The sequence below is a fragment of the Brucella sp. NBRC 12950 genome (genome assembly GCF_030268145.1).
Taxonomy (GTDB): Bacteria; Pseudomonadota; Alphaproteobacteria; order Rhizobiales; family Rhizobiaceae; genus Brucella.
Window position 1 is genome coordinate 283,364 of record NZ_BSQC01000004.1, and the last position, 19,905, is coordinate 303,268.

Genomic DNA, 19,905 nt, shown 5'->3' on the forward strand with positions numbered 1-19,905 from the left:
ATACCTCAGGAATGGCCTCTGAGGAGGATTTCGAGTGCAGCCGGGGTATCTACCGGCGCAAGGCACACTTGCCCCTTACAGAGCCACGCTGAAGGTTTATCAGCATGTGCGGTGCCGCCTGTTGGAAGTTCAATCGCTTTACAGGCTTCAAACGGAACGAACTTATCGACCCGCCGTGGATCGGGATTGTGTTGAGCGATCAAGCTTAGTTCGCCCTCACTGCTTTCCTCGGCAATCACCAAAGATAATGGTTCGGCTGCAAAGCGGGCAGCGTTCAAAATACCGATCTGACCATATTGTTGTACCAGAGCGCGGCCCATGGCTTGTTCAACCAGACGCTCATTCTGATTATAAAGATGCAGATCACCGGTCACGAGAAACAGGCGCGTGAAAGCTTCGATGATCTGGCTTGTAGCACTGGGGATCGCTTCGTCATAATCGCCATAGGCATGGAGAATGACATCTTCCGCATCAAGCGCCGAAAGCCGATAGTTGCCTGATGCATCGCGATTGGCTGCATCTAGTGCATCTTTAAGTGCCACAGCATCAACGATGAATGTTCGATCTCCTGTCGCTTCAAAGAGTGACAGGGCAGCATTAATCATCGCTGCGTAATCGGTGGAGAGGGCAGGGTAGAGTAACACGTCATCCATCCGGCAATGCGCCATGCGACCATTCTGAAAAGATGACCCTATCGAACGATAAGCGGTGACGGCATATTCAATCCAGTCCTGCCTTTGAAAACTGCGTCCCGCTTCAGCCAGTGCGCGAATTGTCAGTGCGTTCCAGTCTGTCAGTGCCTTTTCATCTCGTCCTGGGCGGACGCGTTGGCTGCGATAAGCCAACAGCTTCTGTTTCGAAGCTTCTATATCCGGCGGGAGCATTGCTGGTTCGCCGACAGCGTGAAGGCGATTGAGAATGTTGCTGTCTTCGAAATTGCCTGCGGGCTTCACGCCATACCAGGATTTGAAGCTTTCAGCCTGATCACCGAGGACGGCATCAAACTCGCTGCCGGTGAAGATATAAAATTTGCCTTCCTCACCCTCGCTATCAGCATCCAGACTGGATGCAAAACTTCCGTCGGGCAAGCGCATTTCGAGCATCAGCCAATCGATAACCTCTTCGATTCGGATGCGGAACAAATCATCTTGCGTTTCCGCATAGGCGTAGGTCGCATGGCGAATGACCTGCGCATTGTCATACAGCATCTTTTCGAAATGCGGCACCAGCCAATCGGCATCGACGCTATAGCGGCAAAGCCCGCCACCCAGATGATCGTAAATGCCACCTTGCAACATTGTTCTGAGAGAAAGCAGAAACGCGTCGCGATTTGAAACTTCGCGATTATAGAGCCAGGACAGCCATAAGGCATCCATGAAGGGTGCATTGGGGAACTTGGGCGCATTATCTATGCCGCCACGTACCGGATCAAACATGGCATGGATGCGGTCTGCGACTTCGTTAAAGCGTGTCACTTCATTGGCGCGCGCTTCGCTTTGAGCAGCCAACTGGGCTTCCAGATGGTTGAATACAGCCTCGGCATTATGATTAATTTTTTCTTTATTTCCCTGCCAGAGATTGTTGACGGCTTTGAGCACATCAACGAAGCCGGGCATGTTATGCCGCGCCTGGGGTGGGAAATAGGTTCCGCCCCAGAAAGGCTTACCGTCAGGGCGCAGGAACATGGTGAGCGGCCAGCCACCCTGCTGCCCCATGGCGCTTAAAGCGGCCATATAAATTTGGTCGATATCCGGTCGTTCTTCGCGGTCGACTTTTACATTAACGAAAAGCGCGTTCATGACTTCCGCGATTTCCGGGTTCTCGAAAGACTCATGCGCCATCACATGGCACCAGTGACATGCCGCATAACCGACAGAAAGCAGGATAGGGCGGTCCAGTTCGCGTGCAGCATCGAGCGCTTGCTTGCCCCATGGCTGCCAGTAAACCGGATTATCGGCGTGTTGACGAAGATAAGCGCTTGGCTCTCTGCCGAGCCTGTTGCTGCTGATATCAGTCATAAGCCTTTTCTTTCCTGACACGAATGAATATCACGTAGTCATCTATATAGAACGGGAAATCAAATGAGCGAGCCGCAACATCTTCAGGACACGATTTTCGCCTTGTCGAGTGGACGCTTGCCTTCCGGTGTGGCGGTGGTACGCATATCCGGCCCACAAGTTCGATTCGTTATCGAAACGATTCTTGGAAAGGCTATTGAACCGAGATACGCTGCGTATAAGACTTTTCTAACGCGTAATGGCGATGCGATCGATAAGGGCTTGGCACTTTTCTTTCCAGGTCCGAACAGCTTTACTGGCGAAGATTGCGCGGAATTTCATCTGCATGGCGGCATTGCAGTGGTCGAAAAGCTCTTGGAAGAACTCAGCACTTTCCCGAATTCCCGAATTGCGGAAGCGGGTGAATTTACCCGTCGTGCTTTCACCAATGGCAAGATGGATCTGACGATTGCTGAAGGTCTGGCCGATCTGATTGCGGCGGAAACGGAAGGCCAGCGTCGCCTTGCATTACAGGTCGCGTCCGGAGCGCAGCGGCAGCTTTATACAGAGTGGCGTCAGAAGCTTATTCGATCCCGCGCATTGATTGAGGCTGAACTCGACTTCGCTGATGAAAGTGATGTGCCTGGTTCCGTTTCGGGGCAGGTATGGGAGCAACTCAAGTCTCTGCAAAGCGAAATTATCCGCCATATTGAAAGCGGCAAACGAGCCGCGATGTTGCGGGATGGTTTACATGTCGTCATAGCTGGCGCACCCAATGCCGGCAAGTCGAGCCTGCTCAACTTCCTTGCCGGTCGGGAGATCGCAATTATCTCGGAAGAGGCGGGTACAACACGCGATCTGCTTGAAGTTAAACTCAACCTCGGCGGCATCCCGGTCTATGTGACTGACACAGCTGGATTGCGCGAGACAACCAGTCAGGTTGAGCGTATCGGGATTGAACGAGCCCGCGAACGCGCGGCCGAGGCTGATCTGGTTCTGATGCTTGAGGATATGCAGAAACCGATTGCAGTAACTTTGGAAGAGGGCAGTGCGGATATCTGGACCGTGGGAACCAAAGCTGACCTTGGCAATGCTGCTGTTTCTGCTGACTGGCAGTTTGAAATTTCCACCAAGACGGCTGATGGCCTCGATCAATTACTGAAAGCTCTGCAATCCTTTGCCGAGGAACGGATAGGCTTGATCAATGACGCAGTACCAACGCGCCAGAGACATATTAATTTGCTGCAATCGACAATCTCTGAAATCTCAATAGCGGCAGAGCGAGATGATCTACCGCTGGAATTGCGCGCTGAAAACATGCGCCGCGCATCGCAATATCTCGGACGCATTACAGGCGATGTCGACGTTGAGGAAATATTGGATGTTATTTTCTCGCAATTCTGCATCGGAAAATGAGTGATTCACGTGAAACAGTGAGAGCTGTGTTTGCGACCCAAAGAAATGTTTCACGTGAAACATCTGTGGAATCTGCATAGGCTTATTGACTCCCGTTCGCATCCGTGAGTCGAGTTTCGTATCAAATTTATCAAAGAGTTGATCGCACCTCGGTCGGGTTACCCCTTCCGTTGAAAGCATAAACATGTCAAAGAGACTGCTTTCCAGAGCGATTCCGATTGGCGACATTTTCTGATACGCTCTCCCTCTTTGCCTTACGCATTATCCAACGCAAAGCTGCATGGCACTTTTGCTGGGAATGCCTAGATTGGATTCGGAAGCATCAGTATGAACAACATAGGTTCTGCCGAAGCGACAGCTTTTGATGTTATCGTCATTGGTGGTGGACATGCAGGCTGCGAAGCTGCGGCAGCTTCCGCGCGCGCTGGCGCTCGCACTGCTCTCGTCACGCATCGCTTCGATACGATTGGCGTGATGTCCTGCAATCCTGCGATTGGTGGTCTGGGCAAAGGTCATCTTGTTCGCGAGATCGACGCGCTCGACGGCTTGATGGGGCGGGTTGCAGATAAGGCGGGCATCCAGTTCCGTTTGCTCAATCGCCGTAAAGGACCAGCCGTTCGTGGTCCCCGCACACAGGCTGACCGCAAGCTTTATAGGCTTGCGATGCAGGAGCTTATTTCGGCGCAGGATAATCTGACAGTTGTTGAGGGCGGCGCTTCAGATATTCGCGTAACGGACGGAGCTATCACCGGGGTTATTCTCGGTGACGGTTGCGCGCTGACTTGTGCGGCTGTGGTCCTGACAACCGGTACATTCCTGAACGGCCTTATTCATATTGGTGAGAAGAAAATCCCGGCAGGCCGTATGGGCGAGAACCCGGCGCTTGGACTGTCGGATACTTTGCGCGGTTTAGGTTTTGCAGTCGGGCGCCTCAAGACGGGGACGCCACCGCGTCTCGACGGTCGAACGATCGACTGGAAGAGCCTTGATATGCAATCGGCAGATGAAGAGCCGGTTCCATTCTCGTTGATGACTGACAAGATCACCACTCCACAGATTGATTGTGGTATCACGCGCACGACACCTGAAACGCACGCAATCATTCGCGCCAATCTTCATCGATCTGCAATGTATTCCGGTTCTATCGAAGGGGTCGGTCCGCGCTATTGCCCATCCGTTGAAGACAAGATCGTCAAATTTGGTGATCGCGATGGGCATCAGATATTTCTGGAGCCGGAAGGGCTGGACGATCATACCGTCTATCCAAATGGCATTTCGACCTCTCTGCCGGAGGAAGTACAGCTCGCTTATCTCAAGACTATTCCCGGTCTTGAAAAGGCGATTATGCTGCAGCCTGGCTACGCAATTGAATATGACTTCATCGATCCCCGCGAATTGAAGCGCAGTCTGGAGACACGCCGCGTGACTGGTCTGTTCCTTGCTGGCCAGATTAATGGCACGACCGGTTATGAAGAAGCAGGCGCACAAGGTCTCCTTGCTGGTCTTAATGCTGCAAAGCGGGCAGGGGGTAGCGAGCCAGTTATTATTCAGCGCACGGAAGCCTATATTGGCGTTATGGTCGACGATCTGACATCGCGTGGTGTAAGCGAGCCTTATCGCATGTTCACCTCACGCGCCGAATTCCGCCTGTCTTTGCGTGCTGACAATGCTGATCAGCGGCTCACGCCTTTGGCCGATCAGCTCGGCATTCTTGAATCCGAGCGCCGCGAGAAGTTTGCAGCACGGCAGGACGCATTGTCGGCAGCGCGCGATTTGACGAAGGAACTCACGATTACACCAAACCAGGCAAGTCGTTATGAGCTCCATCTTAATCAGGATGGGGTGCGTCGCTCGGCTTATGATCTTCTGTCCTATCCAGATATTGATCTACAGAAACTGCAGGCTATCTGGCCAGAGCTGAACAGCATTGATTCGATCACGCGGGAAGCGCTGGAAATCGAAGCTCAATACTCGGTCTATATGGATCGTCAGCAAAGCGATATTGCTGTGATGGAGCGGGAAGAGCGTCTCTTCATTCCTGCGTCGTTGGACTTTGATGCCATTTCTGGCCTGTCGAACGAGCTCAAGTTTAAGCTCAAACAGCGTATGCCGGAGACAATTGCAGAAGCGCAGCGCGTTGAAGGTATTACACCTGCAGCCCTTGCTCTGCTTATCACGCATATTAAGAAGCATAGCGGGCGTGAGCGTGCTGCTGCTGAACTGAACGCCGGGAAAAGCGTAGCATGACTGTGGATAGCCGTTATTCAAGCTTGAAAACTATTGTTCCGGGTGTTTCACGTGAAACAAATGAGCGGCTGATTGCCTTTGAAGAGCTGTTTCGCAAGTGGTCTTCGGCCATTAATCTGGCGTCACCTTCTACCCTTGCGGACCTGTGGAGCCGCCATATTCTCGACAGTTCGCAGATATTTCCGCTCGCTCCCGACGCTAAGCGGTGGATTGATCTCGGATCTGGCGGCGGCTTTCCCGGTATCGTAACCGCCTGCTTTCTGAAGGAAGTTCAGGGTGCTTCGATTGATCTGGTCGAAAGTGCGGGAAAAAAGGCTGCATTTCTTCGTACAGCTGCAGGCCATCTGGCTGTGCCAGCGCGCATTCACTCTGCCCGCATTGAATCGATGTGGGATAAAATCGACGTGCCGGATGTCGTAACAGCCCGCGCACTCGCCTCGTTGAACGATCTTTTCGAACTCGCTGAGCCTTGGCTTACCAAGGGTTCAAAGGCTCTTTTTCAAAAAGGTCGGGATTACCAGAGAGAAATCGATGAAAGCCGTGTCGGCTGGCGTTTCGATCTGGTACAACATGAAAGTGCTATCGATAAAGCTTCGGTGATACTCGAAATCAGCAATCTTCGACGCATTGCAGACTAATTCGTTATCTCAGAGCAGAAAGCAGCAGGGCGACGGTATGAACAAGAGATCCAGGATCATAACCATTGCGAACCAGAAGGGTGGCGTTGGCAAGACAACGACCGCCATTAATCTGGCTACCGCATTGGCCGCCATTGGCGAAACTGTGCTGATTGTCGATCTCGATCCGCAGGGTAACGCAAGTACCGGGCTTGGTATTGACCGGCAGAACCGTCCATTATCGTCTTATGACGTGCTGACGCAGGAAGCTTCCGTGAATGAAGCCGCCATGCAGAGCGATGTTCCAAATCTGTACATCGTTCCGTCAACACTCGATTTGCTCGGTATCGAAATGGAAATCGCGCAGGCGCCCGATCGTACGCGCCGCTTGCGTGATGCGCTGCGTTTCGATTCAGCTGTTGCAGAAAAGTTTTCTTATGTGCTGGTGGATTGCCCGCCATCGCTCAATCTTCTGACGCTCAATGCGATGGCAGCAGCAGATTCCGTGATGGTTCCGTTGCAGTGTGAGTTCTTCGCGCTCGAAGGTCTCAGCCAGTTGCTCCAGACGGTCAATCAGGTTCGGTCGACGATTAATCCTGAACTGACCATTCAGGGCATCGTGCTGACCATGTTCGATAGCCGCAACAACCTCGCTTCTCAGGTTGTTGAAGACGTTCGCGCTTTCATGGGCGAGAAAGTCTATCGTACTGTTATTCCACGCAATGTGCGTGTTTCGGAGGCGCCATCGCATGGCAAGCCAGCTATTCTGTATGACCTGAAATGTGCAGGCAGTCAGGCCTATCTACAGCTTGCTTCCGAAGTTATTCAGCGTGAGCGGCAGCTTCAGGCCGCATAACAATAAGCGAGTATCGGATAACGGTACTTTATCGATTCGACTACGTAACAATTGCAGGAACTGCCGACGATGAACGACGATCCTTCAAAAAAGCGCCTTGGCCGCGGCTTGGCCGCCCTGATCGGTGAAATCGACCGCCCGGCGGAAGAACGCAAGGTGCCGATTTCAAGCGAGCGTAATGTTCCGATTGAGTTCGTAACACGCAATCCGCGCAATCCGCGTCGCATGTTTTCGGAAGTCGAACTCGAAGATCTGGCGCAGTCGATCAAGGAACACGGTGTCGTTCAGCCAATCGTGGTTCGTCCCGCACCAGGCGAACCTGATCGCTTTGAGCTGATCGCCGGTGAACGTCGCTGGCGCGCATCGCAGCGCGCGGGCGTCGACAGCATCCCGGTGATCATCCGCGATGTTGATGATCGCGTGGCGCTTGAGATTGCAATCGTTGAAAACGTACAGCGTGCTGACCTCAACGCGGTCGAAGAAGCTATGGGATATCAACAGCTTATCGACAATCACGATTATACGCAGAACGATCTGGCCCAGGTTATCGGCAAAAGCCGCAGCCATGTGGCCAATACGCTGCGTCTTTTAAAACTGCCGCAACGCGTACAGGATTTTATCTCTGATGGCGCTTTGTCAGCTGGGCATGCCCGTAGCCTGATCACGATGGAAGACCCGACCGCTCTGGCTGAACGGGTTGTGAAAGAGGGTCTGTCCGTGCGTCAGGTTGAGGCCTTGTCTCAGGCACGCAACGGCACCGAGCCGAAGCCGGGCAAGAGTGTGCCCATCGAGAAAGATGCTGACACTAAAGCGCTTGAAAAGCTGCTGTCCGATGTCACTGGAATGAAGGTTGAGATCAACCATCGCGAACGTGGTGGCGATGTCAAAATTCGCTACAGCTCGCTCGAGCAGCTCGACGAGATTTGCCGTCGTCTGCAGAGCTGATACTATTTCGTCAGACACTTGGTATTTGAGACCGTGGAACATCATCTGTTTCACGGTTTTTTTCGTTAAAGTGTGTCGCGATTAACTGTGTCCACTCAGCTCGTTCCATCTCTTTGTTTTTGACACTTCGTTATCGGATCGTAGCGAGAACAAAAACCAGTCGAGTGTATAGAAATCCCGGCGAAGACGGTCCCAACTTTTCCGACACATGCTTTAGCGGCCTCGGGCTTTCATGAACGAAAAGACGATGATAATCATCAGGACGATGCCGATGATCACGCCGATTGAGCTTCCCCAGACCGCACCATAATTGCCACCGATCAGCCAGCCAAGCATTGCGCCGAGCATGAGCAGAAGAATCGGGGGAATGCAGCCAATCATCGTTTTATTCCAATAGGTTATAACTATATGTAGGGACCGGAATCTTGCGATTTCGTTTCTTTCAATGAAGCTAATACTGTTGAGCAGAGAGATGAACTCAAGATTGGGTGAGGGTACTCACGGGCTGTTGATTATAGCATTTCCAGCAAAAGTGCGAAGCGGTTTTGCGTCGGATAATGCGTAAAAACAAATAGTTACAGTGGTTCCAACGATTCATTTCTAACTGGAACCGCTGTAAGTCCCGAAATGTCATCAATGGGTCCGTGTAACCGGTTTCTATTGAAGTGCTTTTAAGTCGTATAGTATTAAGACGCTGCTTGTTTATCGCCGGGCTTGGGAGATACTGCATCTATGGAAATGTTAACACAAATAATCATTCACACGCCTGTCTATGTTTGGGGCCTGCTTGCTTATCTCATCATAACGGGGATCAAAGGGCGTGAAACACGAACAGTGACCGTTTGGCGAATGCTATTTGTGCCGGTGATTTTCATCGCTGTTGGCTTTTTGCATTTCGACAGCAATTCAGATCAGTTCAGCACGTTTCTGATGGCATGGTTTGTGGGCCTGTTTGTGCTGGCACCTGTCGGATATTTCACGGGGCCGCGCATTCTGGCGGTTGATCGTGAGAACAAAACTATCGAGCGTGCGGGCACGATTTTGCCGCTGATCAGAAATCTGATTTTCTTCTGCTCTCAATATGTGCTGGCAGTGCTGAACGCGTTTTATCCGGGAGAGCACGCATCCCTTACATTGATAACAGCCGTCGTATCTGGCGCGTCAGCGGGCTATTTTGGCGGCTGGTTGGTCTCGCTGTGGCGCAAGTATCAGGAAAGCCTGCAGCTAAAGCTTGGTTAGAATTCTATCGGCGCGAGAGTTTCACGGCTTCTACCGAAATCGCCAGCAAGCATTGGCGGATGATCGGCACAGCCAATGCCGCATTCTGACGGCTTTCAAGGACCGCGCGTTGCAGACGTTCCATCACACGGGAAAGACTGTCGGCATTCCAGCGGCCGACGGCGTTTTCAATCAGCTTTTTGCGGTTGAAGAAGATCGGAGGCCGTGCCGATGCAACAACGACTGAAGCACTTTTGCGCTCAGTGTCTGCTATATGGCGTAGGGTCTGTATCTGTTGGAACTGACGAGCTGCTGTGTTGAGCACCAAGAAGGGTGCTGTGCCTGATTTTACGACGCGGTCAAATGTCATCTCAAAACGCGACAGATCGCCGTTTAGGACAGCATCCACCACTTCGTCGGTCGAAAGCCCGGCCACATCGCCAACGGCTTCCCGCACATCATCTATGTCAATGCGCTCCTTGCCGCGCGCATAAAGGCAGAGCTTTTCCAGCTCGCCACGCGTGGCAAGACGATCGCCGCCAAGACTTGCCCGCAACAGCTGGCGCCCGTCCATGGTGATCTGCATTTTCCATTCGGCTAGAACGTCGTCAATCACACCGTCTATGCCGCGCGCATCATCTGAATAGCAGGGCAACGCCATACCAGCAGAACCGTTCTCTACAGCACTGCGAAGGCCTGCGCCTTTCTTGAGATCACCTGCTTCAACCAGAATATAGGTTTCACGCGGTGGCTCGCTCACCAGAAGTTTCACGGCATCCGCGAGCTTCTTTTGCCCGGCTGCATTCTTGATCCAGATGAGCCGCTCGCCGCCGAACATCGAAATTGTCCGCGCTTCGTCTGCGAGCTTTGAAGGATCGGCATCGATTTCATCGGCTTCCATGCGGATGACGGCAAAGGGATCATCGAGCGGAAGCTTGGTCGCCTGCGCGTATCGACGCGCACGTTCGCTCACCAGCCCCTTATCAGGGCCGTAGAGCAGCACAACCGGAAACGAGCTGCTCGGCTTTCCAATAAACTGATCGACTTCGTGTGCTTTTTTTTGCGCCATTAGGATTAAGTAGCGCAATTCGTTTTCAAACGAAACAGCCGCCGGTCAAACTGAACGGCGGCTGTGAAACAAAGCTGTTTGTAATATTATTCGATCAGCAAAGCATCGTCATCGAGTGTCTGTCCGCGCACTTTGCGGAACATTTCGATGAGGTCTTCAACGCCGAGCGTCTTGCGTTTGTCACCGGTTACGTCGAGCAGGATCTTGCCGCCATGCAGCATGATGGTGCGGTCGCCATAATCGAGCGCCTGACGCATGGAATGCGTGACCATCAGTGCTGTCAGCTTGTTTTCAGCAATCAGCGTGCGGGTCAGTTCCATGACGAATTCAGCCATGCCGGGATCAAGTGCTGCCGTATGCTCATCAAGCAGCAGCACTTCTGAACCCGCCAATGTTGCCATGATTAGCGAGAGCGCCTGACGCTGACCGCCGGAGAGAAGCTCCATGCGATCCTGCATACGGTTTTCGAGGCCGAGATTGAGGCTTGCCACGCGTTCGCGGAACCATTCACGGCGCTTGGAATTAAGCGCGTGGGTGAGGCCACGGCGTGTTCCACGCGATGCAGCCAGTGCCAGGTTTTCTTCAATCGTCAGTGTTCCACAGCTGCCTGCAAGCGGGTCCTGAAACACGCGTGCCACAAGACCAGCACGCTCGGCAGTGGACTTGCGGGTCACGTCCTGTCCGCTGATTACCACCTTGCCCGACGTCGGGATGACATCGCCTGCCAAAACGCCCAGCATAGTTGATTTGCCAGCGCCGTTGGAACCGATCACGGTGACGAAGGTGCCTTGCTCCATCGTCAGGTTGATCTTGTTGAGCACCTGCTTTTCAAGCGGTGTTCCACGACCGAAGATAACTTCAAGATTGGATACTTCGATCATGATGATGCTCCTCCACGACGCAGGCGCGGCAATATCAGCGCGAAGGTAACAAGAAGTGCCGTCGCAATGTTGAGGTCAGAAGCCTGAAGCCCGACAATGCTGCCATTGGAAAGCGCGAGCTGGATAGCGATGCGGTAGATGATCGAACCGGCAACACAGCCAATGAGAATGACGAGGATGAGACGCGAGCGCAGCAATGTTTCGCCGATGATCACAGCGGCAAGACCAACAACGATTGTACCCACGCCGGAGGTCACGTCCGCAAAGCCGTTTGTCTGGGCGAAAAGCGAGCCGCCAAGCGCCACGAGAGCATTGGAGAGTGCCATTCCGAGGTAAATCTGGCGATCAGTGCGTACGCCCTGTGCGCGGGCCATTTTCGGATTGGCGCCAGTTGCACGCATCGCAAGGCCCATGTCGCTTTCGAGGAAGCGCCAGACCAGGAATACCGTGATGGCAACCAGCACAAACAGGAAGGCCGGACGCACATAATATTCAGGAATGCCGTGACCGAAGAACGGAGACAGCATCGTATCCTGATTAATCAGTGCGATATTCGGGCGACCCATGACGCGCAGATTGACTGAGAACAGTGCAATCATCGTCAGAATGGAAGCCAGCAGGTTGAGGATCTTGAAGCGCACGTTGAGCGTCGCTGTCACCAGACCGGCAATCGAGCCTGCAATCATCGCAACACCGGCGGAAAGCCATGGATTCCAGCCAGCAAGGATCAGAACGCCTGTTACGGCCGCACCAAGCGGAAACGAGCCATCCACGGTCAGATCGGGGAAATCGAGCACGCGGAAAGCCAGATAGACGCCGATGGCGACAAAAGAGAAGACGAGGCCCAATTCGACCGCACCCCAGAAGGCGATCTGACTCACATTGAGATTCCTTGTTCTTTGCCGTCATTGAAAATGAAAACGCACCATTCAAGGCACATAGATTCACTGGCTTTCGCACATTCAGGCATTTGCCTTCTTATGTCCGAAAGACCTGTTTCAATCACGACCGGTTTTGATTTGAGTTTGTTCCAAACACATCTGCCTTTGGAACCATTCCCCGGTTTTTCATGCGCAATTTTATTGCTTGCGATTGTTCTGGCTCTGTCTTTTTCCCGATACAACCCAAAAGCTCCAATAAGCAAGCATTATCGCTGCAAATGCGCCAAAAAGCACCAGTCTGTGCGCCTGTTACAACATTCAGCTCACTCGGTTTCGCTCATACTTCGCCGCGTGCACGCCATAGCTCCCAGGCAAATCGTGCGCGGACGCCAATGTCGAGGAATGGTCGTGGTGGCAGTTCGGTCGGGCTGCCGAGCTTCAGCATGTCGTCGATCAGTGGATTGTCGATATCGCAGGCCATGTCGGCTGCAAGAATGCCGCCAATCGTGCCTTTGGTGATGCCGACGCCGTTCTGGCAAAGCGAGGTATAAACATTCTTGGCGATCTGTCCAAAACCCGGAGCGCCATTGCGTGACAGGCAGATGAAGCCGGTCCATGTATGTTCCATATCGACGTTTGAAAGCATCGGGAAACGCTCGTCGAACAGCCGTTTGTGTTCACGCTTGATTGTTTGGCGCCGTGCATCCGACTGGCGCAGCGACGGGCAGAAATGCACGTTCTGCCGAACCAGTATGCGCCGGTCAGAGGTAAGGCGCATGGTGATGCCAGCAAAGGAATTGGCAGGTGTCAGCCCCCAAGGAGCGACTTCGCCGATGGCTTTGTATTCCTGATCGTCAAGCTTGCGGCTGAGGCTCGCATGGGCTGCGAAATTCAGAAGCTTACGCCTGAAAAAGCCGAACTGCTCACCAAAGCCGTTGACAGTCAGAATCATGGCGGGTGCCTGAACCTGACCCTTTGCCGTGCTTATGAGGATACGGTCGCCATAATCGATCTTGGTCACGGCAGAGTTTTCATAAAGCGTGACATTTGCGGGCAGATTGTCGGCAAGGCCACGCACCAGAGCAGCAGGGTTCAGCAGTGATGTGCCATAGGTGAAGATCGCTGCTTTGAAATGGCTGGTACCGAGCCGCCTGGTAAGAGCATCCCCTTCAAGCCAGTCGAAGGGTTCTTTAAGGCGCTCCAGCTCTTTGACGGTTGGTTCAAGAACCTCACGCATCCCCTGATCGGAAACGGCTGCGTGAAACTTTCCATCCTGCCGCCAGTCGCAGTCGATGCCATGCTGGTCAATCTGCTGTTTCAGATGGTCGATGGCTGCACGCGCCAGCGCACGGTAGCTGTGCGACTTGGCCAGTTCCTCCATCGATGAGCTGACATTGTGCGGCAGATCAATGGCAAAGCCTGCAGCGCGTCCGGATGTGCCTTTTCCGACTTCCTGAGCATCGATGAGTGCAATCTGGTCATTGGGCCGGTTTTCGGCGAGCCTCCGGGCGGCGGCTAAGCCTGCATATCCAGCGCCCAGCACAATCCAGTCAACTTTGATACCGCCTTTAAGTGCAGCTCGTGGCGCACGGGCAGGCAATATCCTGCTCCAGCCATTGGTGTTGTCATCAGCAGGAAGGATACGAATGGCAGGCATTTTGAAAACTCGATAGTTTTAAAAGAAAAGGGCGGGAAATCGTCCCGCCCTTTTCTTTAGGATAGAAATTCCAATTATTCGACCTTGCTGGTTGCGCGGTCGATAACAGCCTGTGGGAACTCGACGCCCATCTTCTTTGCAGCAGCAAGATTGATGACGAGGTCGGTGCCCTTGGCGATGTCGACAGCGATATCGCCTGGCTTTTCACCGTTAAGGATTTTCACAACGACAGCGCCGGTCTGCTTGCCAACGTCGTAATAGTTGAAGCCGAGAGCGGCAAGCGCACCACGCTTGACGGAATCCGTATCAGCGGTGAAGAGTGGCAGCTTGCTTTCTTCGGCAACACCGACGGCGCTTTCAAGCGCTGAAACGATGGTGTTGTCGGTCGGCACATACATCGCATCTGCACGGCCAACGAGGGCACGGGCTGCGCCCTGAACTTCCGCCGATTTGGTTGCAGCCGATTCAACGATCTCGATGCCTTCAGCAGAAGCGGCTTCCTTCAGTGCTGCCAGAAGCGACACAGAGTTGGTTTCGCCGGAATTGTAGAGATAGCCGAGCTTCTTGATGTTCGGCATCACTTCCTTGATGAGCTTGATGTGCTCAGCCACTGGCGACATGTCGGAGAGGCCGGTTACGTTGCCGCCCGGCTTTGCCATGTCCTTGACGAGCTGTGCGCCAACTGGATCGGAAACAGCGGTGAAGACAATCGGAATATCACGCGTTGCGGAAACAACAGCCTGAGCCGATGGCGTGGAAATCGGAACGATTACGTCTGGAGCTTCGCCAACGAACTGGCGTGCGATCTGCGCAGCGGTTGCTGGATTGCCCTGAGCGGACTGGTAGACGAACTTCAAGTTTTCGCCTTCCTTGAAGCCAGCAGCAGCCAGCGCGTCTTTCACGCCGTCGCGCGCAGCATCAAGTGCCGGATGTTCAACGATAGCAGTAACGGCAACCGTTACATCCTTGGCCTGAGCCGTCGTTACAAGTGCTGTTGCGGCCAGCAAGGCCAGAAGCATAGAACGCATGAAAATCTCCCCTGTTTTGGTGCGTTGCCCATTTGGGCATTTTGTCGGCATACACCTTATATCCAATACCATTTTTTCCAGAATGGGATTGAAGATCTATCCGCCTGAGATTGAGGCTTAATCGGGTCCGTTTGGGCTGTCAACGTGTCGTCATCGCAGGCGCTTTCCAGCCCGCTATATTCTGTTTCATGAACACAGTGTTCAGTGCCCTTTCAATGGCTATCGCCCACCGCCATATTCTGACAAAACAGATGAAAAGTGCCCCTGCACAAAGTTTGAAGCATTGTTCTGCCGCGTCCTGTTTCACGCTGGCCGGATCATGCTCAGAGGAACATAGTCATGAAAAATATCGGCTTTCTCTCATTCGGCCATTGGTCGCCTTCGCCACAGTCCGGCACGCGTTCTGCAAGCGATGCGCTTTTGCAGTCGATAGACCTTGCTGTCGCTGCTGAAGAGTTGGGTGCGGATGGCGCATATTTCCGTGTGCATCATTTTGCCCGCCAGCTTGCTTCGCCATTTCCGCTGCTTGCAGCCGTAGGTGCCAGGACCAGCAAGATCGAGATCGGTACTGCCGTCATCGATATGCGCTATGAAAACCCGCTTTACATGGTCGAAGATGCAGGCGCTGCGGATCTGATCTCCAAAGGCCGCCTGCAGCTCGGGATCAGCCGTGGTTCGCCCGAACAGGTGATCGATGGTTGGCGTTATTTCGGCTATGAGCCGGAAGAAGGCATGACTGATGCCGATATGGGCCGCAAGCATGGCGAGGTGTTCTTTGAGGCGCTGAAAGGCGAAGGCTTTGCACAGCCAAATCCGCGACCAATGTTTCCAAACCCTCCGGGGCTTCTGAAGATCGAACCGCACTCGGAAGGTCTCAGAGATCGTATCTGGTGGGGGGCTGCTTCTGACGCAACCGCAATCTGGGCCGCAAAGCTTGGTATGAACCTGCAAAGCTCGACCTTGAAGAAGGACGAAAGCGGCGAGCCTTTGCATATTCAGCAGGCCAAGCAGATTCGCGCTTATCGTGAAGCCTGGAAAGAAGCCGGACATACGCGCACGCCGCGCGTTTCAGTAAGCCGCAGCATTTTTGCGCTGGTGAATGATCGTGACCGTGCCTATTTCGGCAATGGCGGCAAAGAGCAGGACCAGATTGGCTATATCGAGGAAAATCTGCGTGCGGTCTTTGGCCGGTCCTATGCAGCTGAACCAGACCAGCTGATCAAGGAACTTGCCAAGGATGAGGCGGTTGCTGAAGCTGATACACTGCTTCTGACCGTGCCAAACCAGCTTGGTGTCGAGTACAACGCGCATGTGATCGAGTCGATCCTCAAGCATGTTGCACCGGGACTTGGCTGGCGCTGAGATCATTTTACTTCAAAAACAGCCCCGCAGCATTCACTTGCTGCGGGTTTTTTTTTGGTCAGAATTTCCCGGAAAGCCGGACCATGGCACCAAACGCATTGTCCCGCGATGCCGTGCGGGTCACATAGGGTGTCAATGAAAGTTCAACCGCATCGCTGACGGCATAACTCACACTTGTCCAGGCGGAGCCTCGGGTATGTGAGAAGTCGGAATCGAGCGTCAATACGCCGATATAATCAGCTCTGGCGTCAAGTTCGGGATCCTTGTGCGCAACATCCTGCTCGATTTCGAGATTGATCGACCATCGGATTCTGTTGGTCAGCGGCATAGCGAAATTTGCACCCGTATAAGCCGTTGTCAGCTCATACTTCATTTCGCCATAAGTGAACGGAAACAGCGCATTGCTTTCCGTATAGCCATCCATGGACAGATTACTGTAGCCCAGACCGCCATAATAGCCGAGACGGGCATTATGGAAATTGAGATTGTCTGTCCGCCCCAGTTCCAGCGCAGTGCTCCAGCCTTGTAACCTGCTTTCGCCGGTTCCAGCTTCTGTATAGGCGAGCTTTGGCCGCGTGATGTCGGTATCATAGCGATTGGTTGCCAGGCTCGCCCGCATATACCAATCCCCTATAGCGGTCTTGTCTTTCCACTGCGCAAAGATGCCAGTGCCGAAATTATCGCTTCCGGTATCAAAACCGTCCGGCAGATCACGCCAGAAAGAATGGGCGAGGGTGACACCTGCTGAAAAATTGTCGGTGAAGCCGTGACCAAGCGTGAAACCTGTCAGCAAATCCTTCTGACCGCCAAAGCCGCTGATATCGGTAAAAAGCGAATAGCAGGTTTGACCGGCTCTTTCGATGTCGCAGAAGTTTTGCAGCTTGTTCAATGTAAGGCGCTGAGCCTCCATCGCCGAAAAGCTGTTACTTGCCTGTGTGAAGACCGTCGCAACCGTATGATCAAGGTCGATGGTTGTTGGAGACGTGACAGGTTTTTCAGCAGAAGGGTTTTCCGTTGGACCGGAGCCCGGATTTGTCGGCATGGTACCTGGGTTGCCTTCAGGCTCAGTTGGTATCGTTCCCGGATCAGGCTTTGGAAATTTCCACAACGTGGCGTGAAGCGCTCCTTCAGCTGTTTCAGCTGTTCCGGCAATCACACTGCCATCCCCTGATACATCCCAGGCAATCGCGTTGTTGCCGCCAATAGTTCCCAAATCAATCATGCCGTCACTGGCTGTCCAGCGAAATGCACGAAGCGTCATCGTATCGGTATAGCTATAGCCAACGATCGCTGTGCCATCGTCGCTGAGGCTGAGAGCATGAGACAGGCCGCCGCCTAACGAGTCCAGACTGATCATGCCTGCTTCCTGGGTCCAGCGAAAAGCCTGGTTGAACCCATTGTTAAATGAGGCTGTCCCCACCACAACCTTGCCATCGTTTGAAACCAGATCGGCAATACTATGCAGCGCATTTCCGTGACTATTGATATCGACCATGCCGGTCTCGGCAGTCCAGCGGAATGCATGCTGGGAGCTATCGGCGGTGTCGCTGGTGCCAACAACGACACTCCCATCAGCGGAAACGGCACGCGCTGTCGACGTGTTCCCACCCAAAGTTTGAAGACTTATAATGCCACTGGCTTCGGTCCATCGGAAGGCGTGGACATCGGACGATGCCGTCAAGCTATAACCCACGATCGTACTGCCATCAGCCGAAATCGCATGGGTAAATGACGATGACCCGCCAAGTGTACCGATGCTGGTAATGCCATCCTGAAGTGTCCAGCGAAATGCATTGGTTATGGTGTCGCCTGCGAGGTAGCTGTCTCCGGTAACAACAGTTCCGTTGGCCGAAATTCCTCTGGAATATGAATTCGTTCCGCCCAGTGTTCCGATATCTCTTATTCCGGTTTCGCGGGACCACCAGAAGGCATGTGATTCATTTTGATTGACAAATGCGCTGCCTATTGCGGCAAGACCATTGGATGAAACTGCCAAAAGTGCTGTTCGTTCTGAACCGCTTAACGAGCCGATATCGGTTATACCGGCCGGCGTCACGATAAAGGATTTATCGTAATCACCGCCCGCAGATGATCGGCGTATGCCAATTGTTTTGCCATCCGCTGATATGCCAGCCGCATCAGCACGTTCACCGCCAAATGAACCATGAACCTCGAAAGTGGGCACATCAGCCCATGCTTGAGAAGTGAAAAAACTAAGTATTATAGATTTTATAATTATCTTATATTTTTTCATTAAAGTAATAACTCTCTATTAGAGTCTTATAAATTTAGTATATTTAATAGGTATGCAATATGTATTGATTCTACTTAAACGTGTATTTAAATTTACAGCTGTGATAATTTGGTGATGTTGAGCTACTCGATTGATGAGCGGTAAAGCAGAGGCGTGTAATATTGCTCCGCGCCCGAAAGGGGTGCAGCTTGCTCAGGGTTAAGAGCTGCCATTTTTCTTTTTCGGCGGTCAGTTTAAGCCGTAAACCGCCAGAAGAGTTTTCATGCGGGTAAGGGCAATTTCCGGATGATCGAGAACATTTGCCTGATCCGCGAGGCGGAAGATATCGGCATAATGCAGGATACTGCGTGCCGATTGCATTCCGGCGGGCATGGTGAAATGGCTTTGATGTCCATTGAGCCAGGCGAGAAACACAACGCCTGCTTTGTAATATTGCGTCGGTGCTTCAAAGATTTTGCGCGATAGTGGCACAGTTGGCTCGATGATCGCGCGGAAGCGGGCATTGTCACCGTCGGCAAGGGCGGCAAGCGCGCTTGAAGCCTGTGGTGCTACGGCGTCAAAAATGCCAAGCAGCGCATGACTGTGCTTGTCGCCGTCGCCTTCGATGAGTGGTGCATAGTTGAAATCATCGCCCGTGAAACAGAGAACGCCGTCCGGCAGGCGATTGCGCAGCGCGATCTCGTAGCGCTCTTCGAGCAGCGAAATCTTGATGCCTTCAACCTTGTCGCGATTGGCCTCTATAATGCCGATGACCGTATCAAGCGCGTCTTCAAACTTGTCTGAACCCCAGTAACCTTTGAGTTGTGGGTCGAACATGTCGCCCAGCCAGTGCAGCACGACCTTATCTCGGGCATGGGTGAGAATATGGCCATAAACCTTGGCATAATCCTCTGGCGAGCGGGCGATGCGGGCGAGTGCGCGGCTGGCCATCAGAATGAAACGACCGCCGTGCTTCTCGATGAATTCAGCCTGGGTTTCATAGGCTTTAATCACGTCATCAAGGCTTTTTGCCTCCGAAGGATCGAGATGGTCGGTGCCAGCGCCAGAGGCCAGGTCAGCGCTTGCTACGGTCTTGCTTTCTGCCAGCGAGCGGCGGATCAGCTCCTGCGCTCCGGCCCAATTGAGACCCATGCCGCGTTGCGAGGTGTCCATCGCTTCCGCGATCTGAAAGCCGAGGCTCCAGAGGTGATGCCGGAAAGCCATAGTCGCATCCCAATCAATCGTCGGATCGTTCCACGGATTATTGTCTCCCAGCGGGTCTGAAACAACATGCGCTGCGGCATAGGCAATGCGGTTGAATTTCGGAGGTGAGGCGGGGCGCGGTGTCGGGGTGCCGATCAGGTGATATGGTTTTACACTGCCGTCAGCGAATGGCAGGGTCAGCACGTTTTCTGATGATGCGCTCATGTCAGTCCTCCAACTCCACGACGACATGAATAATTTAGATCGTTCCAAATTTCAATATGGTGCTTAAAAA

The 19,905-nt window shown here is 53.1% G+C and carries 16 protein-coding genes; 7 read left to right on the plus strand and 9 right to left on the minus strand.

Features of this window, described 5'->3' with window-relative positions; translation table 11 throughout:
- Positions 1 to 5 precede the first annotated feature (5 nt).
- Positions 6 to 2,018, minus strand: coding sequence for a thioredoxin domain-containing protein (locus tag QSJ70_RS08745; RefSeq protein ID WP_285535793.1), 2,013 nt, complete (start codon positions 2,016 to 2,018; stop codon positions 6 to 8).
- A gap of 63 nt (positions 2,019 to 2,081) precedes the next feature.
- Between QSJ70_RS08745 and mnmE the strand changes: the two genes are divergently transcribed.
- The 5 genes from mnmE (at position 2,082) to QSJ70_RS08770 (ending at position 8,078) form a co-directional block, all read left to right on the plus strand.
- Positions 2,082 to 3,413 carry a tRNA uridine-5-carboxymethylaminomethyl(34) synthesis GTPase MnmE gene (gene mnmE, locus QSJ70_RS08750; RefSeq protein WP_285535795.1) on the plus strand — a complete coding sequence of 444 codons (1,332 nt, stop codon included), beginning with the start codon at positions 2,082 to 2,084 and terminating at the stop codon, positions 3,411 to 3,413.
- Positions 3,414 to 3,749: 336 nt separating this feature from the next.
- Positions 3,750 to 5,660, plus strand: coding sequence for a tRNA uridine-5-carboxymethylaminomethyl(34) synthesis enzyme MnmG (mnmG, locus tag QSJ70_RS08755; protein ID WP_285535956.1), 1,911 nt, complete (start codon positions 3,750 to 3,752; stop codon positions 5,658 to 5,660).
- Complete coding sequence (gene rsmG / locus QSJ70_RS08760; RefSeq protein WP_285535797.1) at positions 5,657 to 6,298, plus strand: 16S rRNA (guanine(527)-N(7))-methyltransferase RsmG; 642 nt, start codon at positions 5,657 to 5,659, stop codon at positions 6,296 to 6,298. Before mnmG ends, rsmG begins: the two co-directional genes overlap by 4 nt.
- A gap of 37 nt (positions 6,299 to 6,335) precedes the next feature.
- Positions 6,336 to 7,133, plus strand: coding sequence for a ParA family protein (locus tag QSJ70_RS08765; RefSeq protein WP_007872399.1), 798 nt, complete (start codon positions 6,336 to 6,338; stop codon positions 7,131 to 7,133).
- A 69-nt stretch (positions 7,134 to 7,202) separates the two neighbouring features.
- Positions 7,203 to 8,078 carry a ParB/RepB/Spo0J family partition protein gene (locus QSJ70_RS08770; protein ID WP_064322222.1) on the plus strand — a complete coding sequence of 292 codons (876 nt, stop codon included), beginning with the start codon at positions 7,203 to 7,205 and terminating at the stop codon, positions 8,076 to 8,078.
- Positions 8,079 to 8,291: 213 nt separating this feature from the next.
- Here QSJ70_RS08770 and QSJ70_RS08775 read toward each other — a convergent pair whose 3' ends face one another.
- Positions 8,292 to 8,459, minus strand: coding sequence for a hypothetical protein (locus QSJ70_RS08775; protein ID WP_285535802.1), 168 nt, complete (start codon positions 8,457 to 8,459; stop codon positions 8,292 to 8,294).
- 351 nt (positions 8,460 to 8,810) lie between these two features.
- Here QSJ70_RS08775 and QSJ70_RS08780 point away from each other — a divergent pair, with 351 nt between their 5' ends.
- Positions 8,811 to 9,317: a DUF6622 family protein gene (locus QSJ70_RS08780; RefSeq protein ID WP_215775825.1), complete on the plus strand. Its 507-nt coding sequence runs from the start codon at positions 8,811 to 8,813 to the stop codon at positions 9,315 to 9,317.
- A gap of 4 nt (positions 9,318 to 9,321) precedes the next feature.
- On the opposite strand, the gene holA is transcribed toward QSJ70_RS08780, so the two are convergent.
- The 5 genes from holA to QSJ70_RS08805 form a co-directional block, all read right to left on the minus strand.
- A complete protein-coding gene (holA, locus tag QSJ70_RS08785) occupies positions 9,322 to 10,365 on the minus strand; it encodes a DNA polymerase III subunit delta (protein ID WP_105519050.1) in 1,044 nt (347 codons plus the stop codon).
- Between the two features lie 86 nt (positions 10,366 to 10,451).
- Complete coding sequence (locus QSJ70_RS08790) at positions 10,452 to 11,246, minus strand: ABC transporter ATP-binding protein (RefSeq protein WP_215775824.1); 795 nt, start codon at positions 11,244 to 11,246, stop codon at positions 10,452 to 10,454.
- Positions 11,243 to 12,127, minus strand: a complete 885-nt coding sequence (locus QSJ70_RS08795) for an ABC transporter permease (protein ID WP_024898468.1) — start codon at positions 12,125 to 12,127, stop codon at positions 11,243 to 11,245. Before QSJ70_RS08795 ends, QSJ70_RS08790 begins: the two co-directional genes overlap by 4 nt.
- Positions 12,128 to 12,464: 337 nt before the next feature.
- Positions 12,465 to 13,784 carry an NAD(P)/FAD-dependent oxidoreductase gene (locus tag QSJ70_RS08800; protein ID WP_215775823.1) on the minus strand — a complete coding sequence of 440 codons (1,320 nt, stop codon included), beginning with the start codon at positions 13,782 to 13,784 and terminating at the stop codon, positions 12,465 to 12,467.
- A gap of 74 nt (positions 13,785 to 13,858) precedes the next feature.
- Entirely contained in the window at positions 13,859 to 14,812 is a 954-nt protein-coding gene (locus tag QSJ70_RS08805; RefSeq protein ID WP_007872370.1) for an ABC transporter substrate-binding protein, read from the minus strand.
- Between the two features lie 339 nt (positions 14,813 to 15,151).
- On the opposite strand from QSJ70_RS08805, the gene QSJ70_RS08810 reads away from it, so the two are divergent.
- The gene (locus tag QSJ70_RS08810) at positions 15,152 to 16,174 is read left to right on the plus strand and encodes an LLM class flavin-dependent oxidoreductase (RefSeq protein ID WP_007872368.1); all 1,023 of its coding nucleotides are present in this window, start codon (positions 15,152 to 15,154) and stop codon (positions 16,172 to 16,174) included.
- Positions 16,175 to 16,232: 58 nt separating this feature from the next.
- Here QSJ70_RS08810 and QSJ70_RS08815 read toward each other — a convergent pair whose 3' ends face one another.
- Together QSJ70_RS08815 and QSJ70_RS08820 are read right to left on the minus strand one after the other, a co-directional pair.
- Positions 16,233 to 18,359 carry an autotransporter domain-containing protein gene (locus QSJ70_RS08815; protein WP_285535805.1) on the minus strand — a complete coding sequence of 709 codons (2,127 nt, stop codon included), beginning with the start codon at positions 18,357 to 18,359 and terminating at the stop codon, positions 16,233 to 16,235.
- A gap of 297 nt (positions 18,360 to 18,656) precedes the next feature.
- On the minus strand, positions 18,657 to 19,835 hold the full coding sequence (locus QSJ70_RS08820; RefSeq protein ID WP_215775821.1) for a dihydrodipicolinate synthase family protein: 1,179 nt from the start codon (positions 19,833 to 19,835) through the stop codon (positions 18,657 to 18,659).
- Between the last annotated feature and the right edge of the window lie 70 nt (positions 19,836 to 19,905).

Excerpts from the sequence above, each read along its gene's own strand:
- QSJ70_RS08745 (WP_285535793.1), bottom strand. The coding sequence starts at position 2,018 with ATGACTGATATCAGCAGCAACAGGCTCGGCAGAGAGCCAAGCGCTTAT.
- mnmE (WP_285535795.1), top strand. The coding sequence starts at position 2,082 with ATGAGCGAGCCGCAACATCTTCAGGACACGATTTTCGCCTTGTCGAGT.
- rsmG (WP_285535797.1), top strand. The coding sequence starts at position 5,657 with ATGACTGTGGATAGCCGTTATTCAAGCTTGAAAACTATTGTTCCGGGT.
- QSJ70_RS08765 (WP_007872399.1), top strand. The coding sequence starts at position 6,336 with ATGAACAAGAGATCCAGGATCATAACCATTGCGAACCAGAAGGGTGGC.
- QSJ70_RS08770 (WP_064322222.1), top strand. The coding sequence starts at position 7,203 with ATGAACGACGATCCTTCAAAAAAGCGCCTTGGCCGCGGCTTGGCCGCC.
- QSJ70_RS08775 (WP_285535802.1), bottom strand. The coding sequence starts at position 8,459 with ATGATTGGCTGCATTCCCCCGATTCTTCTGCTCATGCTCGGCGCAATG.
- QSJ70_RS08780 (WP_215775825.1), top strand. The coding sequence starts at position 8,811 with ATGGAAATGTTAACACAAATAATCATTCACACGCCTGTCTATGTTTGG.
- holA (WP_105519050.1), bottom strand. The coding sequence starts at position 10,365 with ATGGCGCAAAAAAAAGCACACGAAGTCGATCAGTTTATTGGAAAGCCG.
- QSJ70_RS08790 (WP_215775824.1), bottom strand. The coding sequence starts at position 11,246 with ATGATCGAAGTATCCAATCTTGAAGTTATCTTCGGTCGTGGAACACCG.
- QSJ70_RS08800 (WP_215775823.1), bottom strand. The coding sequence starts at position 13,784 with ATGCCTGCCATTCGTATCCTTCCTGCTGATGACAACACCAATGGCTGG.
- QSJ70_RS08805 (WP_007872370.1), bottom strand. The coding sequence starts at position 14,812 with ATGCGTTCTATGCTTCTGGCCTTGCTGGCCGCAACAGCACTTGTAACG.
- QSJ70_RS08810 (WP_007872368.1), top strand. The coding sequence starts at position 15,152 with ATGAAAAATATCGGCTTTCTCTCATTCGGCCATTGGTCGCCTTCGCCA.
- QSJ70_RS08820 (WP_215775821.1), bottom strand. The coding sequence starts at position 19,835 with ATGAGCGCATCATCAGAAAACGTGCTGACCCTGCCATTCGCTGACGGC.